21 protein-coding genes and 3 tRNA genes are annotated in these 22,155 nt (G+C 57.6%); 16 read left to right on the top strand and 8 right to left on the bottom strand.

Going from position 1 to position 22,155, the window contains the following annotated elements; all coding sequences use genetic code 11:
- The first annotated feature begins 50 nt into the window (after positions 1–50).
- The 3 genes from WG78_RS06990 to WG78_RS06980 all read left to right on the top strand — a co-directional run bounded on the left by WG78_RS06990 (position 51) and on the right by WG78_RS06980 (position 1,091).
- Positions 51–135, top strand: a tRNA-Leu gene (locus tag WG78_RS06990).
- A complete protein-coding gene (locus WG78_RS22660; RefSeq protein ID WP_161805078.1) occupies positions 94–624 on the top strand; it encodes a hypothetical protein in 531 nt (176 codons plus the stop codon). The genes WG78_RS06990 and WG78_RS22660 overlap by 42 nt, the downstream gene beginning before the upstream one ends.
- Positions 531–1,091, top strand: coding sequence for a tyrosine-type recombinase/integrase (locus WG78_RS06980; RefSeq protein WP_083458839.1), 561 nt, complete (start codon positions 531–533; stop codon positions 1,089–1,091). Before WG78_RS22660 ends, WG78_RS06980 begins: the two co-directional genes overlap by 94 nt.
- Before the next feature lie 176 nt (positions 1,092–1,267).
- Here the strand turns inward: WG78_RS06980 and WG78_RS06975 are convergent, their stop codons facing one another.
- From WG78_RS06975 to cadR, 4 genes are all read right to left on the bottom strand, one after another.
- Positions 1,268–1,624: a hypothetical protein gene (locus WG78_RS06975; protein ID WP_053937089.1), complete on the bottom strand. Its 357-nt coding sequence runs from the start codon at positions 1,622–1,624 to the stop codon at positions 1,268–1,270.
- Positions 1,621–2,508, bottom strand: a complete 888-nt coding sequence (locus WG78_RS22035) for a PAAR domain-containing protein (RefSeq protein ID WP_201782386.1) — start codon at positions 2,506–2,508, stop codon at positions 1,621–1,623. The genes WG78_RS06975 and WG78_RS22035 overlap by 4 nt, the downstream gene beginning before the upstream one ends.
- Before the next feature lie 942 nt (positions 2,509–3,450).
- Positions 3,451–3,714: a hypothetical protein gene (locus WG78_RS06960; RefSeq protein WP_053937087.1), complete on the bottom strand. Its 264-nt coding sequence runs from the start codon at positions 3,712–3,714 to the stop codon at positions 3,451–3,453.
- Between the two features lie 770 nt (positions 3,715–4,484).
- Positions 4,485–4,988, bottom strand: coding sequence for a Cd(II)/Pb(II)-responsive transcriptional regulator (gene cadR / locus WG78_RS06950; RefSeq protein ID WP_201782385.1), 504 nt, complete (start codon positions 4,986–4,988; stop codon positions 4,485–4,487).
- Here cadR and WG78_RS06945 point away from each other — a divergent pair.
- Positions 4,987–5,682 (top strand): cation diffusion facilitator family transporter, encoded by a 696-nt coding sequence (locus tag WG78_RS06945; protein WP_083458838.1) that lies wholly within the window; start codon positions 4,987–4,989, stop codon positions 5,680–5,682. The genes cadR and WG78_RS06945 overlap by 2 nt on opposite strands.
- Here WG78_RS06945 and WG78_RS06940 read toward each other — a convergent pair.
- Positions 5,653–6,582, bottom strand: coding sequence for a LysR family transcriptional regulator (locus WG78_RS06940; protein ID WP_053937084.1), 930 nt, complete (start codon positions 6,580–6,582; stop codon positions 5,653–5,655). The two genes, WG78_RS06945 and WG78_RS06940, sit on opposite strands and share 30 nt — an antisense overlap.
- A gap of 106 nt (positions 6,583–6,688) precedes the next feature.
- Between WG78_RS06940 and WG78_RS06935 the strand changes: the two genes are divergently transcribed.
- A complete protein-coding gene (locus WG78_RS06935; RefSeq protein WP_053937083.1) occupies positions 6,689–7,408 on the top strand; it encodes an SDR family oxidoreductase in 720 nt (239 codons plus the stop codon).
- Between the two features lie 84 nt (positions 7,409–7,492).
- Here WG78_RS06935 and WG78_RS06930 read toward each other — a convergent pair whose 3' ends face one another.
- Positions 7,493–7,996 carry a GNAT family N-acetyltransferase gene (locus WG78_RS06930; protein ID WP_053937082.1) on the bottom strand — a complete coding sequence of 168 codons (504 nt, stop codon included), beginning with the start codon at positions 7,994–7,996 and terminating at the stop codon, positions 7,493–7,495.
- 189 nt (positions 7,997–8,185) lie between these two features.
- Entirely contained in the window at positions 8,186–9,376 is a 1,191-nt protein-coding gene (locus WG78_RS06925) for an acyltransferase family protein (protein WP_152969103.1), read from the bottom strand.
- Between the two features lie 581 nt (positions 9,377–9,957).
- Here WG78_RS06925 and tig point away from each other — a divergent pair.
- From tig to WG78_RS06880, 9 genes are all read left to right on the top strand, one after another.
- Complete coding sequence (tig, locus tag WG78_RS06920; protein WP_053937165.1) at positions 9,958–11,268, top strand: trigger factor; 1,311 nt, start codon at positions 9,958–9,960, stop codon at positions 11,266–11,268.
- 68 nt (positions 11,269–11,336) lie between these two features.
- Positions 11,337–11,963: an ATP-dependent Clp endopeptidase proteolytic subunit ClpP gene (gene clpP, locus WG78_RS06915; RefSeq protein ID WP_053937080.1), complete on the top strand. Its 627-nt coding sequence runs from the start codon at positions 11,337–11,339 to the stop codon at positions 11,961–11,963.
- An 80-nt stretch (positions 11,964–12,043) separates the two neighbouring features.
- Entirely contained in the window at positions 12,044–13,333 is a 1,290-nt protein-coding gene (gene clpX / locus WG78_RS06910; protein WP_053937079.1) for an ATP-dependent Clp protease ATP-binding subunit ClpX, read from the top strand.
- A 181-nt stretch (positions 13,334–13,514) separates the two neighbouring features.
- A complete protein-coding gene (lon, locus tag WG78_RS06905; protein WP_053937078.1) occupies positions 13,515–15,947 on the top strand; it encodes an endopeptidase La in 2,433 nt (810 codons plus the stop codon).
- Positions 15,948–16,030: 83 nt separating this feature from the next.
- A complete protein-coding gene (locus tag WG78_RS06900; protein WP_053937077.1) occupies positions 16,031–16,303 on the top strand; it encodes an HU family DNA-binding protein in 273 nt (90 codons plus the stop codon).
- 41 nt (positions 16,304–16,344) lie between these two features.
- A tRNA-Val gene (locus WG78_RS06895) sits at positions 16,345–16,421 on the top strand.
- 50 nt (positions 16,422–16,471) lie between these two features.
- Positions 16,472–16,548 (top strand) — tRNA-Asp (locus WG78_RS06890).
- Between the two features lie 187 nt (positions 16,549–16,735).
- Positions 16,736–18,562 (top strand): SurA N-terminal domain-containing protein, encoded by a 1,827-nt coding sequence (locus WG78_RS06885; RefSeq protein ID WP_152969102.1) that lies wholly within the window; start codon positions 16,736–16,738, stop codon positions 18,560–18,562.
- A 243-nt stretch (positions 18,563–18,805) separates the two neighbouring features.
- On the top strand, positions 18,806–19,009 hold the full coding sequence (locus WG78_RS06880) for a hypothetical protein (protein ID WP_053937075.1): 204 nt from the start codon (positions 18,806–18,808) through the stop codon (positions 19,007–19,009).
- Here the strand turns inward: WG78_RS06880 and WG78_RS06875 are convergent.
- Positions 18,990–19,790 carry an enoyl-CoA hydratase-related protein gene (locus tag WG78_RS06875; RefSeq protein WP_053937074.1) on the bottom strand — a complete coding sequence of 267 codons (801 nt, stop codon included), beginning with the start codon at positions 19,788–19,790 and terminating at the stop codon, positions 18,990–18,992. The two genes, WG78_RS06880 and WG78_RS06875, sit on opposite strands and share 20 nt — an antisense overlap.
- 257 nt (positions 19,791–20,047) lie before the next feature.
- On the opposite strand from WG78_RS06875, the gene WG78_RS06870 reads away from it, so the two are divergent.
- Complete coding sequence (locus tag WG78_RS06870; protein ID WP_152969101.1) at positions 20,048–20,989, top strand: dienelactone hydrolase family protein; 942 nt, start codon at positions 20,048–20,050, stop codon at positions 20,987–20,989.
- A gap of 170 nt (positions 20,990–21,159) precedes the next feature.
- A complete protein-coding gene (locus WG78_RS06865; RefSeq protein WP_053937072.1) occupies positions 21,160–22,077 on the top strand; it encodes a D-hexose-6-phosphate mutarotase in 918 nt (305 codons plus the stop codon).
- The last annotated feature ends 78 nt before the right edge of the window (positions 22,078–22,155 follow it).

Here is a 22,155-nt window from a genome sequence, read left to right as displayed (position 1 = left end):
AGTAGGTGCCAGACCGTTTTGACATCCCGGCAACGGGTGCACAAGGCAATGCGAGCGTGGCGGAATTGGTAGACGCCCTGGATTTAGGTTCCAGTGTCGAAAGGCGTGGGAGTTCGAGTCTCCCCGCTCGCACCAGACACAGAAGTCGCCAGACTTCGCAAAAGCCCGGAAAGCCCCGTCATTGACGGGTTTCCGGGCTTTTTTACTTTTACGGCCATTATTTACCGCAGTTTTCCCCCGTTTTACACTCTGCCTTGTCCCAAATTTGTCCCACTGGTTGTCCTAAAAAAGATGGCCACCATTGAGAAGCGCGCTGGGCGCTATCGCGCTCGCATCCGTAAAGGCGAGGTTGACGTTTCTGACAGCTTTCGCACCAAAGCTGAAGCTCTTGCATGGGCGGCGAAGATAGAGAGCCATATTGCCGCCGGCAAACGCGGCGCGGCACCGAATCGCACCTTTGGGGAATTGCTTGAACGTTATATCGAAGAAGTGATTCCCACCAAACGGGGGCGCGGCCGGACACCCTTCGCATGCAACGCATTGCGCGCGATGAAAAGCTTGCGAATATCCGTCTGCCAGACCTTGGACCGGAGCACTTCGCGGATTTGCGCAACCGTCGCCTGAAAGAGGTCACGCCAAATAGCGTGCGACGCGAGTGGGCCAGCCTGTCACACGCCTGCGGAATCGCTGTATGTGAGTGGCGCTGGCTTGCCGAAAATCCCATGTCGAGTGTTGAGCGGCCCCCGCAAGCGCCGGCACGCACTCGGCGCGTTACTCTTGATGACATCGAGCGGCTAACGTTGGCGACGGGCTATTGCGCCGAAGAATTGTGCGTCACGCAGATGGCGCGGGTCGGGGCGGCTTTGCTGTTCGCGATTGAAACCGGAATGCGTGCGGGAGAGATATGCGCCCTCGAGTGGCATTACGTGGATTTCTCCCGTCGGTTGGCGCATCTGCCAAAAACCAAGAATGGGCATCCGCGCGACGTCCCGTTGTCGAAAGAGGCTTTGAGGTGCGCGCATGCGGCCAGCTCGAGCCGCTCGTCCATGCTGTCCATCGGTAAACCTGCGATGTGCTGGCGCATGGACTGAATGATGCGTTCGACACTGGGTCGCGAAAAGTTGATCGCTTCCATCGTGTGGCCTCGCCTGGTTTGCTGTGGCGAAGGGCCCAGTGTGGTTCAGCATACGCCGGGCGGGAACAACTACCGGCGGACGGACCGGTGGACTGACCGGTGGACTGACCGGTGGACCAACACCGGGCCACACTATTCGTCAGGGCACTCCGAGGTCCAATCGTAGACCTTGAGGGCGGGCAGTTGTTCGCCAATGGTGATCAGGCGTAAGCATTCATTTTGTTTACGATAATAGAAGTTGCAGAAACTCTCGCCTTCTGAGCATTGGGTGATCTCTTTCACCCCCTTGTGATGCAGCGCGCTGACAACACCATAGTCATGGTCTCGATCATCGGAGCGGATCGGCTGCCAGCCAGCGCGCAAAATGGCGCGGCGAGCTTGCTTGAACGTCATCTGCTTGTTCAGCCACGAAGGATTGTCAGAGGCTATAGCAGGCTGCGCACCGATTAGCACAACTGCCAGACAGATACTGCGTGCAGCAAGAATCATTGCGAAACGGTGCCTCCCTTTGATATGAAGGTGTGCAGTACATCTTCGTAATGCTTGTAGGGTTGACCCGGGTAACGATTCGGTAAACCCGGCCCCCTTGGCAACGATGACCAGGTGAACGAGCATTTATCCAGTGTTCCGGGCAGGTCGCCCGCAATCAAGCGATCAAGAACGTGATTGGAGCGTATTAATTCGACGGCCATCAAGTCCTGAGAGTGCGGACTGAAATCGGTAATCCCCTGCATGATGGCACCATTCTGATGCCAGCTCGGCTGCGTAATCTGATAGCGACCGGCTGCGGTCATCCGTCCTCCCAAGCCCACGCCCGGATGCGTGCTGTAGTCATCAAACCTCCAGCGGGGCGCGTTACCGGGATTCGCACCATACTTGAAATTGTATTCGCCACCCTCCGCCCACGCGATTGTATCCAGCAAGGCCTTCACGTTCGGATTCAGAAGATACTGCTCATTTTCAGCACGGCGGTCAGCTTGGCGCTGCTCAGCGCGTTCGAGGCGTTCTTGCGCGCGTTCGGCGGCGGTCAACTGCCGCGCTTGAGCGCGCTGAGGCATCGCTGCGTAGGCGCCCGATATCGCCGCAGAAGATCCAGCGGCCGCTGCCGAGTAAACGTCGACCGTCGCCATGTCTTGCGATGCAATCAGGACTGCTCCGCAGCTCGTCATCATGCCTTCCAGTGCGACGGCCCGACCGAACACGATTACGGTCTGGGCGCCCTCGACGATTACGAATTCCTTTTTGCACTTCGGGCATGTGCCCCGATGACCGACACCTGACGCCGCCTTGCCATCAACAACCCACTCCGGGAAACCCTCCAGTACCGTGCCGCCGTGATCGGTTCTGTCGCCGACGCGGATGATTCGCTTCATAGCCATTGCGTTTGTAATCATTACAAAACGCGCAAGTTGCGCCTGCTGGTTCAGGGGGTCAATTTGCGCTGATCGTCGGCAGCGCGGATCTAGCGAGCGGTCGCGCGCAAGATTCCTTCCATTGCGCTACGGCATTCCAAGAACGCTTCCACGAGTCACTGAAGCGCTTGGCATGGCCTGCGCAGTTTGATGGCTGACACCGACACTTTCGCGCCAGCCCTCTAATCGCTGATGTGGCTAAATAGAACGATCGTTCTATTTTCTAAGGACCTTTTGATGTCAGACATCCGATGCGGTCACTGCGGCAAATTGTTAGCGCGTGCCATTTATGGGGCGGCATCGCTGGTTGGGGTGAGCGTGCCGGCTTGCCGGTGCAATACGCGCCTAGTCATTTTCGCTTACCTCAAAGTCAAATACCTTGAGCTTCGCCTGACCTGCATTTGAAGCGGCAACCTTATCGGTCAAGCCGCCTTCGTCGGTCGTGCCGGAAATGATTGAACCGTCGGGCAATTCGATCTCGTAGCGGTGTGAGTTAATAACTGCGCTCGCTTTTATCACGCCCTGAGCCGCGGCCCCACGGTGCCGAACGGCGCTGGTCCTTTCGCCGTGGCGCGCAGTCGTCTCCCCGCCACGCCTGCCCGCTAAATGGGGCACTTTTCTTGCAGTCTTGCAGTTTGGCCAACGCCTTTAGCTGGCGCGGCGGGTCGGCCCGTTTTGCGAGGGCGCGATTCGCGCGGAATCTTGCAGTTTCTTGCACTTTTCGCGCGGGCGATTGAGCAGGGTCAGTTTGCCTTGTCCGCTCGCATTGGCGTCTCTGACTTTGCTACAGCAATACTGTCGAAGTCTTCCGTGAACTTAACAACGCCTTTGATTTGAGGCCCGTTCACTTCTTTGCCATTTTTCAGGAAAAAATGAGTGACCGTGTAGATGGTGACTTCAATGTCATAGTCCCTTGCTTCCCTTCTCACGGGCGTTCAGGGTGTACGGGCCAATTCGCACCAGCGCAAGATTGGGGTTCACTTCACGGCCAATCGTTATCGCGTCACCCGCAGGATAGAACTCAAGGTGATCGGTCAGGAATTTTGCAAAGAAAGGCTTCTGGTTTATCAATGGGATAATGTCGGTCTGGAAATCGACAGTGCCATTTGCATTCGAAATTGATGACACCGCCATCAGCACAAAGCAAAACAGAAATCGTTTGAACATCTGATTAACCTATAAATTTGATTTTTTGATATGTGCCGTTAACCGGGCCGAGCTTCCAGACGCGGACTACTTCTTTGCCGCCACCCAGGAAATTATCGACATGATAAAGGTTGATATCTGACCCACGATCATCGCCATATCGATCTCCCACATTCTCGATGAATACGTGGGCGCGTATGCGAACTGGACCGCCTCGGGCGTGTTCACGCGGTCTTTATGGTGCCTTTCGTTCAAGTGGTGCAAATGCATGTGACTTCTTGCAGACGAGCGCGGTGGCCCGCCTAATAAAATTTCATCTCAAGAATCCTGTTAGTAAGACGGTGTGGAATGTTTTGGCTTGTCCAGTCTTTCCGATAAAACACTGATTTTCTGAGTACGAAATCCGCTTTCAAATCCTGCTTGCGAGGGGATTTCCCAGTAGAACTCGGCAGGGATGATTATGGGCGATATCGGAATAATTGAACGGTTGCATCCAGGGGCCACCATCAGCAATTCCAATATCAGAAATGTCAATCTTGCGAGGCAATCCGCTTTGCCAGTACCCGCAGTCTTCGGTCAACCTTTGGAAGGTGGTCCAAGGAGCACCAGGATGAGCTCCTGGCGGCTGACGAGCTGCCGCAGCCAAGCTCATTGAGAGCCAGGATGAAAAAGGATTTCCAATCAGCATCTGTTATTAAAGTCATTTAATGCGCCCTGCGCAGAAGTCGCCAAACTTCGCAAAAGCCCGGAAAACCCCGCCATTAATGGGATTATTCCGGGCTTTTTTGCCTCTAGGTATTGCCCACGCGGCCTCGGCCAAGCCGGGCATCGGCGGGCATCTCCGAAATACCCTGCAAGATCTTGCAATCTGAAACTTCGTGCACCGCCACGCAGCAGTCACGCAAAACCCGGATTTCCGCGCGCAAATGCTGTAGTTCTGCAATGCGGCGATCAATGACGGCCAGGTGTTGATCAATAAGCGCATTAACCGGCCCGCATTCGGAAGTCGGCATATCTCTCAATTGCAGCAGCGTTTTGATTTCAGCATGTGTCATATCCAGCGCGCGGCAATTGCGAATAAAGCGCAGCCGGTCCAGATGCTGCTCGTCGTATTGGCGGTAATTGCCTGCCGTGCGCGCGGGGGGCGGCAATAAGCCTGCGCTTTCATAAAATCGAATGGTTTCGGTGGTGCAATGAGCGGCCAGGGCGAGGGCTCCGATTTTCATGCTGGCTTGACCTTGAAGTGGCTTCAGGGTTTCTACTTCAGCATATCCCTGCCGCGTGAGTCCACCCATGGCCAGTTGTTGCGAAGAAAAAAGTTGTGAGGTTGCAGCCCTGCGTGCCCAACACGGACGCATTCTGCTGGCCGTGCTGGGCATCAATGCCGCCATGTTTGTGCTGGAAGGTGTTGCCGGATGGTGGAGTCATTCCACGTCGTTGCTTGCCGACGCGCTCGACATGTTCGGCGACGCGATGGTGTACGGCTTCAGCCTGTTTGTGTTGAACCGATCGGCGCGTTGGCAGGCAAGGGCGGCGCTGGCCAAGGGCGGCTTCATGCTGCTGTTCGGGTTGGGCGTATTGGCCGAAGCCTTGCATAAGGTGCTCAGCCCGGTCGTTCCGGATCCCGTGACCATGAGTCTGACGGGCGCAGTGGCACTGGCGGCCAATCTGATTTGCTTTGCATTGTTGTTCCGTCATCGCGCTGACAATCTGAATATGAGTTCAACCTGGGCCTGCTCGCGTAATGATCTGATCGCTAATGTGGGGGTGTTGTTCGCGGCAGCGGCCACGTATCTATCTGCCTCGCGCTGGCCGGATATTGCGGTGGGCGGGGCCATTGCGGCGATTTTTTTAAGGTCGGCTTATTCGGTATCGCGGGACGCTTTGCGAGAAATGCGGCGCGCTTCTGGCCGCGCACGGACCGCCGCGGCGGCGTCGACAATCGTGCTGCATCGTACTTCACCCGTCCGACCGGGCGCGGGTGAGTGAGGATCTCTGCGCCTCCCCAAATCGCGACACCACAAATTCGATAAAGCTGGCCAGCTTGGCGCTGAGTTTGCGCTCGGGCAGATACACGAGATGCACCGGAAACGTATAGGTCGGCAGTTCCGCGAACAGCCGGACCAGGCGGCCAGCGGCCAGGTCGTGCTCCAGCATCATCTCGGGCAAGCGTGCGATGCCCAGTCCCGCCAGCGCGGCCTCACGCAGCGCGTGGCCCTCACTGATGTCCAGCCGCCCGGGCACATGGATCCTCTGCTCCGCGCCATCGGCCATTTTAAAGCGCCAGTCGCGCTCGGGGCCGCCATTAAATCGGAAGGCAAGGCATTGATGGTGCAGCAGATCTGGCGGCGCCGCGGGCGTGCCATACTGCGCCAGATAGGTGGGCGCGGCGCAGACCACGCGCGCTGAGGGCTGCAGCGGCCGTGCAATCAGATTGGAGTCGGGCAGTACGCCGACGCGGATTGCGGCGTCGAAACCTTCGTGCATCAGATCTACCCAGCGGTCATTGAGGATCAACTCCACCTGCACGTCGGGATAGCGCGCCAGATAGGTATCGAGCGCGGGCGCGATGCGGCAGGTGCCGTAGATGACCGGCGCGCTGATGCGCAGACGTCCGCGCGGCCGCGTTCGCGCATCACGCGCGTCGATTTCGGCGGCTTGCAGCTGCGCCAGAATGCTGACGCATTGTTCGTAATAGCCGCGGCCGGTGTCGGTGAGATGCTGCCGCCGCGTGGTGCGATTGATCAGTGTCGCGCCCAGCAAATGTTCAAGCGCGCGCACGTGATTGCCGACCATCGTGGCGGTCATTCCGCTGGCTTCGGCGGCGGCGGCAAAGCTGCCGCGTTCCACCACGCGCACAAACACCGACATGCTGGCAAAGCGATCCATTCGTAAATCCTGATTGGGGGTCGCGTTAGCGGATGATCGTTTATCAAGTTTTGCGATGCAATCAGACTTTGCCCTGCGCCATGTGGCTCGGTTGAAGGGGGTGAATATGTCTTTGCAAGACAAGAATGTGGTGGTGCTGGGTGGCACGTCGGGCATCGGCTTTGCGGTGGCGCGGGCCGCCTTGGAGCAAGGGGCGACTGTGGTGGTGGTATCTTCGCGTGCAGACAACGTGGATGCGGCCGTCGTCGCGTTGGGCTTGGGGGGGACCGGGTATGTGGCGGATCTGACGGACGCGGGGTCAGTGCATGATCTGTTTGCCGCGCTGGGCGCGATCGACCATCTGGTTTATACGGCGGGCGAAAGCCTGTTGTTGGGCGAGCTTGCCAATACGGATGCCCAGCTCGCGCGTCAGGCGTTTGAGGTGCGGGTGTTTGGCGCGATGGCGGCGGTGAAGGCAGCGACGCCGAAGATCCGGCACGGCGGGTCGATTGTGTTGACCAGCGGGATCGCCAGCGCCCGGCCACAGAAGGGGTGGACGGTGGCGTCAAGCATCTGCGGCGCGATGGAAGCGTTTACGCGAGCACTCGCGGTGGAGCTGGCGCCGCTGCGTGTCAACATCGTGAGCCCGGGCTTTACCCGCACCGCGCTGTGGTCAAACATCCCACCCGAGCAACGGGAGGCTTTGTATCGCGAAGTGGGTGCGCGTTTGCTGGTGGGGGAGATTGGAGCCGCTGCGGATGTTGCGCAGGCCTATGTGTATCTGATGACCAATCCGTTTGCGACCGGGCAGACGCTGGTGATTGATGGTGGTGGCGTTCTGGTTTGATGCGATCTGCGGCAAGGCCCAGGCGGGCGGGCCTTGCAAGGCGCCGGTGGAATCAGGCAGCCAGCGCCTGAGCCGCTGAGGCACTTAGCCGCGGCGCATCACCCAGTCGCGATGCAGATCATCGCCCACCTGAAACGTGGTCTCGCCAATGATTTCGAAGCCGTTGCGTTGATAAAACGCGATGGCCCTGGCATTGGCTTCGCTGACGGTAAGCCGCACCGGGCCGTGTAGTTGTTCCAGCGAGCGTTGCACAAGCAAGCTAGCGACGCCGGCGCCGTGATGCTCGACCAGTACATAACATTTTGAAAGCTCCGGGATGCCATCGGCGCGGGCGATCTGGAGCGGCTCTGGCTGGTGCTTGATCAGGCTAAAGCCGATTGGAACGTCCTTGTGCAAGGCCACCCACAATGAAACGCTGGGGTCCGTACTCATCCTTAGAAAATCTTCGGACTGAAGATTCTGTGCGATGTAGGTCGCGATTTCCGTGGCTGGCGTCTGAGGCGGGCAGGCAAGTGCGAAAGTGCGCTTTGCGATTTCGCTGATTGCAATATGGTCGGCGGAAACGGCGCGCCGGACAACATAAGACATTCGGTTTTCTCCAGAAATAAACATTCCACGGTGGCCCCTGGTGGGGGGCACAGTATGGCGTGGGCTGAGTATGCTGTGCAAACCGCAGCGGATTACGTGGCGCGTGGATGAGCATGGCGTCCGCGCCAAAACAACGAAGCCCGTGGGCGCAGGGGCTTCGTCGCTTGAGGCTTCAAGTGGCGGCTGGTATCAGGCAGCGACCACAGCTTTACGGAAAGTCAGCCGGGTCGTGAGCCATTTCCGGACCACGTTGTCTACTCTGACCAAGGCCAGTGAAACAGCAATGCACAACGCGCCAAACAGGATGGTGCGCAGCGCTGGGCTGAATATCTGCACATTCATCTGCGTGTAGAGCAGTTGCCACAGCGGGATGTGCATGATGTACAGCGGGTATGAGATATCGCCCAATTTCTGACAGAGGCGTTTAAACCAGCCTTCGATCTGCACGGAAAACATCAGGATCAGCGTTGCGGGCATCAAGGAAATCGATGCCACGAACAATACGCGGCTGTTGCCGAACACAAAACACGCGAGCAGCATGCCGCCCACCAGCCACAGCATCCACGCTGGAAATTTGCGGGTGTAGATGCCAAGCGAATAAATCAGGGTGCCGCAGAAAAATTCGGCGGTAACGCGGCCGAAACCCAGAAAGAAATTGGATGAGTCCCAACCAGGATTGGTCTGCCGGGTGATCACCGTACCCAGGATAAACAACAGCAGGGCGGTAACGCCTATCCACAGCGGGATGTGTTTACGAAACCGGTGTAGGTAATAAAAGAAAAGAAAGTTGGCAAACAGCTGAAAAAACATCGACCAGGCGGGCGCGTTAAGCGGGAACACGGGCGCATGCACCATGGCGGGCCCCGGGCCCAGAGGCCACGGCGCCACGGAGAAATACGGTAGCCAGGCCAGATTGAGCGATACCACTTTTAATAGATGGTTGATGTCTTCAACGCTGATCTGGGGCATGGCCAACAAGGTGCCGAGCAATCCCACAGCCAAAGCGATGAAATACATGGGCCCAAGCCGGATGACGCGCACGGTGGCGAATTGCAGAAAGCTCATGCCGCCAAGGATTTTGTGTCCATAGCCATAGGCAAGCACAAAGCCCGCAAGCACATAGAAAATATCCACTGCAATCCAGGCGCCACCTGCCCAGACTAGCCCGTTAATCCGGCTAATGTGGTCGGTGACGACGGCCAGCGCTACGACACCGCGCAGGCCGTCAAGCAGATCAAAGCGCGCAGACTTTGGCTTGTTCATCATTACTCCTCGGGGTTCGGGGCGGTGCCGACGAATCTCGATTAAAGTCGCCGCAGCGACGATGCACGCCGCGCAGGCTGTCGGTTGACGATGTTTTATGGTTTTTTGAGTGTGCAAGCGCAGGATGGGCGACGCCCGGCGCGGAGGTGTAGCTCACGCTGAATTCTGGCAATCTTCACAATTACAGAATAAGTAATTAACGTCGGTGTCGTCAATAGTTAACTGACAATATTGTCAGCTAACGCGAGGGGAACAAATCCGTGGTTAGCATAACCCTGTGAATTCAACGGGATGGGTACTGCAAATCAATTGAAATTTGTAAGTGTCAAGTAATTTCTTCTGTCTGTAGCGCGGCAGTGCAACGTCAATAAGCGCCACCAACCCAGGGCAACGCCCGGGCCTCGCATCGGAAGGGCGACCAATGCCGATGCTGCAGCCGGTCGTTGTAACAACCGCGCTGTTTCCGTTATGCTAGCGGGCTAGTTTTCGTATGCCTGACCCTGATTAAATGGGCGCCGAAATTTACCGCGGCGTGCGATGGTGATGCGAGCAAGGCGGCCGCCAGCTGCAATATGCTGAGCGACGCTGTTTCGTGTTGTCGCGCGCGCTTCACATTACGGGGCTGGTTTTGATACCGGCCCAGCCTGGCCCAAGCATGGCTTGTCGGCCTGAGTCACAAGCGAAGGATGGATTACCAAATGCAAGCACAACTGGAAACCCTGAGCGGGCTCGAGCGCCGTCTCAGCTTCTCCGTTCCCCGTGATCAGATTGCCTCTAAAGTCAACGCTCGCCTGAAAAGCCTGAGCAAGACGGCCAAGATCGACGGCTTCCGTCCGGGCAAGGCCCCGATGAGCATCGTGTCGCAACAATACGGTTTCCGCGTTCAGGAAGAAGTGCTGGGCGAAACCGTTGAGCGTTCGTTTGCGGATGCCGTGCAAGAGCAGAAGCTCAGCGTGGCGGGCTACCCGCGTTTCGAGCCGAAAGACAGCGCTGAAGACGCTGATTTCCAGTTCGCCGCCACTTTCGAGGTGTATCCGGAAGTGACCGTGGGCGATCTGGCTGGCGTTGAAGTTGAAAAGCCGACGCTGGAAATCTCCGATGCCGAAATCGACAAGACTGTCGATATCCTGCGTCGTCAACGCACCCGCTACGAGCGCATCACCACGCCGGCTGAAGCCGAAAACCGCGTGATCATCGACTTCAAAGGCACTATCGATGGTGAGCCGTTTGAAGGCGGTAGCGCGGAAAACTACGCGTTCGTGCTGGGCAAAGGTCAGATGCTGCCCGAGTTCGAGGCTGGCATTACCGGCATGAAAGAAGATGAAGTCAAAAACGTGGAAGTGAACTTCCCGGCTGACTATCATGGCAAAGACGTGGCTGGCAAAACCGCCACCTTTGAAATCACCGTCAAGAATGTAGCGCAAGCGCAGTTGCCTGAAGTGGACGCTGAATTTGCCAAGACCCTGGGCATTGCGGATGGCGACATCGCCAAGATGCGCGAAGAAGTCAAAGCCAACCTGGAGCGCGAAGTGCGCTTCCGCCTGAAGGCCCGCGCCAAAGAAAGCGTGATGAGCGCCCTGATCGACGCATCGCCGGTCGAGCTGCCAAAATCGCTGGTGGGTCTGGAAATCGGTCGCCTGGCCGAATCTGCTCAGGCTGACTTGAAACAGCGTGGCATTGATCCCAAGTTGGTACCGTTCTCGCCGCAAATGTTTGAAGCGCAAGCCAAGCGTCGCGTGCATCTGGGTCTGGTGCTGGCCGAAGTGGTGAAAGCCAACGGTCTGGAAGCCAAGCCGGAACAGGTAAAGGCCATCATCGAAGATCTGGCTCAGAACTACGAAGATCCGACCGACGTGGTGCAGTGGTACTACGAAAAACGCGAACGTCTGGCTGGCCCGGAATCGATGGCGCTGGAAGACAACGTGGTTGATTTCGTGCAGTCGAAGGGCAAGACGGTTGAGAAGCCGGTGTCCTTTGAAGAATTGATGGGCCAGCAACAACAGGCTTGAGCGGTCCGGATGCCGTCGTTGGGTATCCGGAAGCAGTAACCGGATATCCAACTCTCGTGAGGAAAACCATGCAACACTCAGATTTTGAACCGCAAGGCCTTGGCTACATCCCCATGGTGGTCGAGCAAAGCGGGCGCGGCGAGCGTTCGTACGATATTTATTCGCGCTTGCTGAAAGAGCGGGTGGTCTTCCTGGTCGGCCCGGTCAATGATCAAAGTGCCAATCTGATCGTTGCGCAATTGCTGTTCCTTGAATCGGAAAACCCGGACAAGGACATTTCGCTGTATATCAATTCGCCTGGTGGTTCGGTAACGGCCGGTCTGGCGATTTACGACACCATGCAGTTTATCAAGCCCAATGTTTCGACATTGTGCGTGGGCCTCGCGGCCAGCATGGGCGCCTTCTTGTTGACGGCGGGCGAGAAGGGCAAGCGTTTTGCGCTGCCGAATTCGCGTGTCATGATTCACCAGCCGCTGATTGGTGGCCTGGCGGGTCAGGCATCGGACATTGAAATCCATGCGCGTGAACTGCTGAAGACCAAGCGTACGCTGAATGAGCGTCTGGCCTTCCATACCGGTCAGCCGATCGAAACGATTGAACGTGATACCGATCGCGACAACTTCATGAGTGCTGAAGAGTCGGCGAAATATGGCTTGATCGACGAAGTGCTGGTGTCACGCGCAGGCAAGGCCTGACACTGATGTTAAGATAGTGGCCGCCAGTGTTCTGCTGGCGGTTTTCTTTTTCCTGGTCCGCTCCGGCGCGAGGGGGGGATATGGCTGACAAACCCAAAGACAAATCCAAAGAAAAGCTGCTCTATTGCTCGTTTTGCGGCAAGAGCCAGCACGAAGTGACCAAGCTGATTGCCGGTCCGCAAGTGTTTATTTGCAACGAGTGCATTGAGCTGTGCAATGACATCCTCAAAGAGGAAGGCAATGCGCAAATCGGCGCCGTAGCAGAAACACAGACGCCGGATGGCAAGCGCTTGCCGTTGCCGACCGAAATCCGCGAGACGCTGGATTCGTACGTGATCGGGCAAGAGCGCGCCAAGAAAATTCTGGCTGTGGCCGTGTACAACCACTACAAGCGACTGTCGACCAAGGCCGACAAGCATCGCGACGTGGAATTGTCCAAGTCCAACATCCTGCTGATCGGGCCGACGGGCTCGGGCAAGACGTTGCTGGCGCAAACCATGGCCAAGTTGCTGGATGTGCCGTTTGTGATCGCCGATGCCACCACGCTGACCGAAGCTGGTTATGTGGGTGAAGACGTTGAGCACATCATCGCCAAGCTGCTGCAACAATGCGATTACGACATCGAGAAGGCGCAACGCGGCATCGTTTATATCGATGAAATCGACAAGATCGCCCGCAAGAGCGAAAACCCGTCGATTACGCGTGACGTGTCGGGCGAAGGCGTGCAGCAAGCATTGCTGAAGCTGATTGAAGGCACGGTAGCTTCGGTACCGCCGCATGGTGGTCGCAAGCATCCGAATCACGACATGCCGCAGGTCGACACCACCAACATCCTGTTTATTGTTGGCGGCGCGTTTGAAGGGCTGGACAAGATCATCCGTAATCGCTCTGAGAAGGGCGGGATGGGCTTTGGTGCGACCGTGGTCAGCAAAGACAATACCTCGGGTATTGGCGCGCTGCTGCACGACGTCGAGCCTGACGATCTGGTGCGCTTTGGTCTGATCCCCGAATTTGTGGGTCGTGTGCCGATTACCGCCACGTTGGAAGAGCTGGACGAAGCCGCACTGATTTCGATCCTGACCGAGCCGCGTAATGCGCTGGTCAAGCAGTATCAGAAACTGTTTGACATGGAAGGCGTGACGCTGGAAGTGACAACAGACGGTTTGAGCGCCATTGCCCGCAAGGCGATGGAACGCAAAACCGGTGCGCGTGGTCTACGCTCGATTCTGGAATCATCGTTGCTCGACACCATGTATGAACTGCCGGCGCTGGAAGGCGTTTCGAAAGTGATCGTGGACGAAAACGTGATTACTCAGGGCGCGGCGCCGCAACGTGTACCGTCTGACCCGGCTGAACCTGCCGCAGCGTAATCATCAAAAACCGGCTTTATGCCGGTTTTTTTCAATGTTGCCAGCAACATAGCGATGACAAGCGGAAAAGCGGCCGCGCGCCACTGAGCGTCCGATGGCGCAAAAGTGGCTGCGCACGTTGAATTTCGTGGCCTCAAGCCACATTATTGATTTATTCCCCAACCACCTCAGGGCCCCAAAGATGTCAGAAAATCATGCATTGCCCCCTGAAGTCGCGTCCTTTCCCATGCTGCCGTTGCGGGATGTGGTCGTGTTCCCGCATATGGTTATCCCGCTGTTCGTCGGTCGGCCCAAGTCGATCCGCGCGCTGGAAGCTGCAATGGAAGGCGGTCGCCACATCCTTTTGGTGGCACAAAAGAATGCCCAGAAAGATGAACCCGCTATGGCGGACATCTATCCCGTCGGTACTGTCGCCACCGTACTGCAGTTGCTGAAACTGCCGGATGGCACGGTCAAAGTGCTGGTGGAAGGCCTGCAGCGCGCCGATATGCTGTCGCTGAAAGACGAAGACGGTTATTTCAGCGCCGAAGCCTTGCCGCATGAGCCAGCCGATGACGAAGGCCACGAAGCCGAAGCCATGCGCCGCGCCTTGCTGTCGCAGTTTGACCAGTACGTCAAACTCAACAAAAAGATTCCGCCCGAAGTGCTGACCTCGCTGTCTGGCATCGAAGCGGCTGGCCGTCTGGCTGATACCATCGCCGCTCATCTGCCGCTCAAGCTGGAGCAAAAGCAGGTAGTGCTGGAAATGGGCGACGTCAAAAAGCGTATGGAACATTTGCTGAAGCAGCTCGAAACCGAGTTGGACATTCTGCAAGTGGAAAAACGCATCCGTGGGCGCGTTAAACGCCAGATGGAAAAGAGCCAACGCGAGTACTACCTGAACGAACAGGTTAAAGCCATCCAGAAAGAACTGGGCGAGCTCGATGAAAACGCTGATCTCGACGATCTGGAAAAGCGCATCAAAGCCGCGGGCATGACCAAGGAAGCGCGCGAAAAGGCCGAAGCCGAGCTGAAAAAGCTGCGCATGATGTCGCCGATGTCGGCCGAAGCCACCGTGGTACGCAACTATATCGACACCATGCTGGCGTTGCCGTGGAAGAAAAAGACCAAGATCAGCAAGGACATTTCTGCTGCCGATGAAGTGCTCGACGCAGAGCACTACGGTCTCGAAAAAGTGAAAGAACGTATCCTTGAGTACCTTGCCGTGCAAAGCCGCGTCGAAAAACTCAAGGGCCCGATCCTGTGCCTGGTTGGCCCTCCTGGCGTGGGCAAGACCTCGCTGGGCGAGTCGATTGCCCGTTCCACCAATCGCAAATTTGTGCGGATGGCATTGGGCGGCGTGCGCGATGAAGCCGAAATCCGGGGCCACCGCCGCACTTATATTGGCTCGATGCCCGGCAAAATCCTGCAATCGATGACCAAGGCTGGCGTCAAAAACCCGTTGTTCCTGCTGGATGAAGTGGACAAGATGGGAGCTGATTTCCGCGGCGATCCGTCCTCTGCGTTGTTGGAAGTGCTTGATCCAGAACAGAATTCTTCGTTTAACGATCATTACCTTGAAGTCGATTACGACTTGTCGGATGTGATGTTTGTGGCCACCGCCAACACGCTTAACATCCCGCCGGCGTTGCTGGACCGGATGGAAGTGATTCGTCTGTCGGGCTACACCGAAGACGAAAAGGTCAACATTGCGCTCAAGTACCTGGTGCCCAAGCAGGTGAAGGCCAACGGTTTGAAAGACGGCGAGCTGGTGGTGAATGACAGTGCCGTGCGCGACATCGTGCGTTATTACACGCGTGAAGCGGGCGTGCGTAGCCTGGACCGCGAGATTGCCAAGATCTGCCGCAAGGTAGTGAAAAACCTGCTGCTTAAACCTTCGGATCGCAAGCAAGTGGTTAACGCCAAAAACCTCGACAAATATCTGGGTGTGCGTCGTTACGACTACGGTATGGCCGAGCAACAGAACCAGGTGGGCCAGGTCACAGGTTTGGCGTGGACTGAAGTCGGCGGCGAATTGTTAACTATCGAAGCAGTGAAATTGCCGGGTAAAGGCAAGATGATCCAGACCGGTAAACTGGGTGATGTGATGCAGGAATCGATCCAGGCGGCGCTGTCTGTTGTGCGCACGCGGGCGGCCCAATTGGGCATTGATCCCGAGTTTTATCAAAAACACGACATCCATATTCACTTGCCGGAGGGGGCAACCCCCAAAGATGGGCCTTCTGCGGGTATCGCAATCGCTACTGCAATGACCTCTATCCTTACAGAGATTCCGGTGCGTTGCGATGTGGCCATGACAGGCGAAATTACCTTGCGCGGCGAGGTGTTACCGATCGGCGGCCTGAAGGAAAAACTGCTTGCGGCGCACCGCGGTGGCATCAAGCACGTGCTGATTCCTGAAGGAAATGTTAAGGATCTGGCTGAAATTCCAGATAACGTTAAGCGCGGTTTGGCCATTCATCCGGTAAAATGGTTTGATCAGGTGCTGGGACATGCGCTTGAAAGACAGCCCGAGCATGCCGAAGCAGAAAACGGTGCGAGCACGGAGGCGATCAATACGCCAGCGGCAGATCGCCCCGGCGTGGAAACTGGCACACAGCCGACCAAGCACTAGTTGACACGCGTTTTTGCCGCTTGCTATAAAGCTCAGGCAATCGGCTGACCGGACCTATCCAACCAGAATGAAAGGGGACGTAAGTGAACAAATCTGAACTGATCGACGCAATCGCCGAATCCGCAGGCCTGTCGAAGGCTTCCGCTGGCAAAGCGCTGGACGCAACCATCGAAGCTGTATCCAAGGCACTGCAAGGTGGCGACGAAGTGACTCTCGTTGGCTTCGGCACTTTCTACGTGGCTGAGCGTGAAGCACGCAACGGCCGCAATCCGCGTACCGGCCAGACCATCGAAATCGCTGCTGCGAAGCAACCGAAATTCCGTGCTGGCAAATCGCTGAAAGATGCAGTACAATGATTGTCTTTGCTGCTGAGGGAAACCTTGCAGCGTAAGACCGGGGGTGGTTAGCTCAGTTGGTTAGAGCACCTGCTTCACACGCAGGGGGTCGGTGGTTCGAATCCACTACTACCCACCAAGGTGATTTGCAAGTTTTACAACAAACCTGTTATAATCGCCGACTCTTCTGGAGCGGTAGTTCAGTTGGTTAGAATACCGGCCTGTCACGCCGGGGGTCGCGGGTTCGAGTCCCGTCCGCTCCGCCAGATGTCAACAAAAAGCCAGGCTTTATGCCTGGCTTTTTGTTTTTACGCGTTCGCGAAAATTCTCATAATCCGGCTTCGACCGTTAATTCCCGTATCAACGGTGTTGTTGTGCTGCTTTGCTAGCAGACGCTGCGCATTGCTTCTGGCATGATAACGCCCCAGTCTACTTACGAAGGTGTATCTGTTCATGTTTGATCTGGTGCAAAAGAACCGAAGAATGGTCGAGGTCCTGCTGGGCGCGGTTGTGCTGGGCTTGATCGTCAGCTTCGGCTGGAGCGGTTACGCGGCCTCGCAAGGTGGCAGCGACTGGTTGGCCAAAGTGGGCAACACCACGATCAGCGAACAACAGGTCGAAGATGCGATGCGTCGCCAGCAGGGCGCGCAAAAGCCGACCGTGCTGAACGCGTTGATCGAACGTCAACTGGTGCTCAATGAAGCCCGCGATTTGCGGTTGACCCCAAGCGACGAGCAACTGCGCGCCGCGATTGCCGCAATCCCGGCATTCCAGGACAACGGCCAGTTCAGCAAGACCAAATACGAACAGGTGCTGTCGGCCAACGGCATGCAACCGCTGCAGTTCCAGAAAGATGTGGGCGAAGATCTGGCAGGCCGCCAACTGATGGCGCCGTGGCAAGCTTCGGTGGTGGTGCCCAACGCTGTCATCGAAAACGCAGCGCGCCTGATGGGCGAACGGCGCGAAGTGGTTACTTCGGTTTTCAAAGCCGATGACTATCTGGGCAAGGCCAGCGTCACTCCAGCCGAAATCAAACAATATTACGACGCCCACCAGGTCGATCTGAAAGCGCCTGAAATGGTACGGGTGGAATATCTGGTGTTGTCGGCCGCGCAACTGGCGCAGCAACAAACCGTCAGCGATGCCGAAATCCAGAAGTACTTTGACGCACACAAGGCCGAGCTGGCCAAGGATGAACGCAAAGCCGCACACATCCTGATCGCGGTACAGCCCAACGCGTCCGCTGCTGACAAGCAGGCCGCCAAAGCCAAGGCGGAGGCCATCGACAAGCAAGTGAAGGCCAATCCGTCTTCATTTGCCGCCGTGGCCAAAGCGGAGTCGCAAGACCCGGGTTCCAAAGACCAGGGTGGCGATTTGGGTTGGTTTGCCGCTGATGCAATGGTCAAGCCATTCGCCGATGCCGCATTCAAGCTCAGTAAAGGCCAGATCAGCGACGTGGTGGAAAGCCAGTTTGGTTATCACATCATCATGCTGGAAGACGCGCGCACCACCTCGCTGGCCGATGTGAAGACCGCAGTGGCCGACAAGGTGAAGGCTGAAAAGGCGCAGACGCAATATCAGTCCAGCCTCGACAAGTTTAACGAGCTGGTTTATCAGCAAGCCGACAGTCTGAAGCCCGCTGCCGATGCGCTGAAACTGCAAACCGCGCAGAGCGGCTGGGTAACCCGTCAAGGCGCGCAAGACCCGGCGCTGAGCAACCCCAAGCTGACCGAAGCGTTGTTCAGCGATGATGTGCTCAAGAAAAAGCACAACACTGAAGCGATTGAAGTGCAGCCGGGCACGCTGGTCTCCGCCCGTGTGATCGACTACAAGGCCGCGCAAGTCCCGCCGCTGGCGACGGCCAGCCCGGATATTGAAAGCAAGCTGAAGCACGAGAAGGCCGTGAAGCTGGCCGCTGCCGACGGCGCACAAAAGCTGGCCGCGCTGCAAAAGGGCGAAGCGGCTGAGATCAAATGGGCCGAACAACCCACGCAACTGGGTCGCTTTGGCAACCCGGCGGTGCCGGCGGATCAGGTCAAGGCCGTGTTCAACGTCGATGTGAAGAAGCTGCCGGCGTATGTGGGCGGTGCTGATCCGGCCCAGGGCTTTGTGGTGTACAAGGTGGAAAAAGCCATTGCAGCTCCGGCCATGACCCCGGAAATGCGTGCGCAGCTGACGCAAAGTATGGAACAGACCTACGCGGGTGCCGAGATGGCCAGCTACATGGCCAATCTGCAGAAAAAGCAAAAGGTTGAAATTCGCGCGGCCAAGTCGGAATAACGCGGCGCGCATCCAGACCCGCGTGCAAGCGCGGGGCGTGATGTAAGAAAAAAGCGGCACTTTACTGTGCCGCTTTTTTTTATGGCATGCTGCTGTGTGTAAGTGATATTTCCTGAATTTGCCGTTGTTCCGCTCAAACGCAACACTGGTTTGATCTGTATCAGAAAACTATTGAAATCTGGAACGAACAGGCCGATATATGCGGTAAGGCAGTCCTTACTACCCGCTCACGAGGAAACAATCATGGTCAACTATTTTGAAATGGAATCGGGCGCAACATTGGCCGATGCACCGACCACGCTGATGATGGGTGACCCGGTAGAACAACAGACCGCCCACACGCCGCTGCTGCATGCGCCGCAACCTGCACTGCGCTTGATGACAGTAGCCGAAGCCGTTGCAACCGAACGCCAGCAGCATCCCGCCTTCAGGAATCGCTTGATCTGAACCAGTGCGGCGGCCGCTGTTCCAACGTGGCCGCCATGCCTTCCCTTGCTTCCGGATGCGTATGCAAATGCGCAATCCGGTGCGCACTATCCGAAATCAACGCATCATCCACCGGCCGATAAGCCACATTGGTGATCATGCGTTTGGCCGTCGCCACCGCGTGCGGCGCCGCCTTCAGCAATGCTTCCACCCAGTCTTTGACGCATTCCCGCATCTGTATCGGCGTATCGACCACTTCGTGTACCAACCCGGCCTGCGCGGCGCGTTCGGCTTTGATGGCTTCGCCGGTCAGCATATAACGCCGCGCCATCCCGACGCCCAGGCGCGACACCACATAAGGCGCGATGATCGCGGGTGCCACGCCCATCCGGGTTTCCGGCAAACAGAATGACGTAGTGCGATCCGCCACCACCATATCGCAACAGGCCACTAGTCCCACGCCGACGCCTTCGGCATTGCCATGCACACAGGCGATGGTGGGGGTAGGGATCCGGTCCAGTAATTGCAGCAAGCGCGCCAGTCGCAACGCCTCATCAAAATTGCCCGGCGCGTCCATTACGTCGGCACGCTTGAGCCAGGTCATGTCCATGCCGCTGCAAAAGCGCTCCCCTTGGGCGGTGAGGATCAGTACGCGCAGGCCCTCGTTTTGCCCAAGCCCGGCCAATGCCGCAGTCAGTTCGGCCAGCATGACATCGTTGATGGCATTGCCCGCCTCGGGCCGCGCCAACGCAATGCGGGCGATGCCGTTGGCATCGATACTGATCTCGAGGGTATCGGCCATCTTGCCTTTCTCCTGGGGCAGGGTGCGCGGGCACTACGTGTTGCGACGCGGTCAGCGGCTACCTCATTGATTTAGCACATAAATCCGCATGCCGCTGGCATCGTTTTGGTGCGCGCCGGTGTGGCTGCGCGCAAACGCACCTTCGGCCCGTAAGCTCATTTGTGTTAGAGTGCGCCGCAATCCTGTGTCTGTTTCAAGCAGTAACGGTTTGTGCATGGCGCGCAGGTGCTGCGGCCAGACTCATTAATGCGGATATCGTGTTGCCCTATTTCTTGTTATCCACGCTGTACCGGTTTCTTTTGCAACGTCTGATGTTATGGACGGCAGTCGCCGTGCTGTTGGCGTGTGCCGGCGCGGCAGACGCTGCACGTGTCGAGATCGCCGGCCCTGGCGGCATTACCTTGCCCGCGGAATGGATGGCCCCGCCGTCTGCCACGGGCAACGCGCCCGGCATGTTGCTGCTGCATGGCTGTGGCGGCTTGTGGGCCAAGCCCGGCGTGCTGGCCACACGGCCCGCGCATATGGCGGCCCTGTTGCAAGAACTGGGCTACGGCGTGTTGATGGTTGATAGCTTTGGCCCGCGCGGGGTGCGCGAAACCTGTACCGCGTCCAGCAAGGGCGCACTCAATTCAACGCGCCGGGCCGAAGATGCGCAACGCGCGGTCAACTGGCTTAAAAGTCGCAAAGAAATCGATAGTAGTCGCATCGCCGTACTGGGTTGGTCGCAAGGCGCAACCACCGTGCTGGCGCTGATGGATCGGGATAATCCCGGCGTGCGCGCCGCCGTCGCCTTCTACCCGGGCTGTGGTTCATTTCTGCGTACCGCGCAACCGTATCAACCCGCCGCGCCCACGCTGATGCTGATGGGAGAGGCCGATGACTGGACGCCGGTGGAACCGTGCCGCGATCTGGTCACGCGTTCGGGCATGGATACCTTTCGCCTGGTCAGCTATCCCGATGTCTATCACGACTTCGATGATCCTGGCCTCGAAGTCCATTTGCGCAAAGATATTGCCAACGATACCCATCCTGGCGGCGGTGTGATGGTCGGCTTTAACCAGTCGGCCACCGATGACGCCTATCGCCGGGTGTTCAAGTGGTGCTCACGCTGGCTTGACCCGTTTCATACGTATCCGTACGAACAACGTACCTCGCGCCCCAGTGGTGTCCCTACGCCCGCCGCCGTGCCCAAGCACTAGCGCTGCGACTATCTGCTATGCTGGCGGACGTTGCTGACAGCATGCTTTGGCCATCACGACACGCGCTGCAAATCATTGCCCGCCTTGCGCAGTTGCGACGCCGTGCATTGCCTTGCAGCCGGTGCGCGCGGATTATTCGCCTCCAAACCCATATCCCGGAGTACATCGCCATGTCTTTCAGTCCTGCCGAAGCGGCTTTGATCAACGCCGTGCCTGGTATCAGCCAGCGCGACTCGCGCGAGCTTTACCCGCAAGCCGATGGCGCGGGTCTGCCTGTATTGGTCATTGAAAACGCGCAAGGCCGGGCTGTGGTGGCGTTGCAGGGCGCGCATTTGATGTCGTTTGTGCCAGCAGGCGGTGACGACCTGCTGTGGCTGTCGCCCAAACTGGTCTTGCAGGCCGGCGAAGCGGTGCGTGGCGGCATTCCGCTGTGCATGCCGTGGTTTGGCGCCCATCCTGAGCATGACGATCTGCCCAAGCACGGTTTTGCCCGCAACGAAAACTGGAGCGTGATCGAAGCCGCCGCCAATGACGACGGCAGCACGCGCGTGGTGTTGGAACTGCGTGACAACGACGCTTCGCGCGCGTTGTGGCCGCACGCCTTTGTGTACCGCCTGGCCATTACCGTGGGCAGCACACTGCATCTGGATCTGCAAGCGCAGCATCTGGGCCAGGAACCGCAATTGCATTCGTTTGCGCTGCACACCTATTTTGCCGTGCCCGACGTCAGCAAAGCCGTTATTCACGGCCTGGAAGGCACCGAATACATCGACACGCTGCCCGCCGACAAGCCGCGCATCGCGCAAGAGGGCGAACTGCAACTGTCCGGTCCCACCGATCGCGTCTATCTGGATGTGCCCAAGGTGCAAACCATCAGCACCGGCAAGGGCAAGATCGTGATCGAAAGCGCCGAAACGCATTGCGCCGTGGTGTGGAACCCATGGGAAAACGCCGCGCGCATCGCGGACATCGGCGCGGGCAATTATGTCGGCTACGTCTGCGTGGAACGCGGCGATATGTGGGATTACTCGCCCACGCTGCAACCGGGCGATATCTATCACGTTGGCATGACGCTCAGCGCAGAGTGATCGTAGAATAGCCGCCAGCAGGGCCGCCCGGTACGCCGCGCGGCCTTTTGCATTACGGCGCGCCGAGGGTGGGCCTAT

It is taken from the genome of Amantichitinum ursilacus (assembly GCF_001294205.1).
Classification (GTDB): Bacteria; Pseudomonadota; Gammaproteobacteria; order Burkholderiales; family Chitinibacteraceae; genus Amantichitinum; species Amantichitinum ursilacus.
This window is presented reverse-complemented; position numbering and strand designations above follow the sequence as displayed.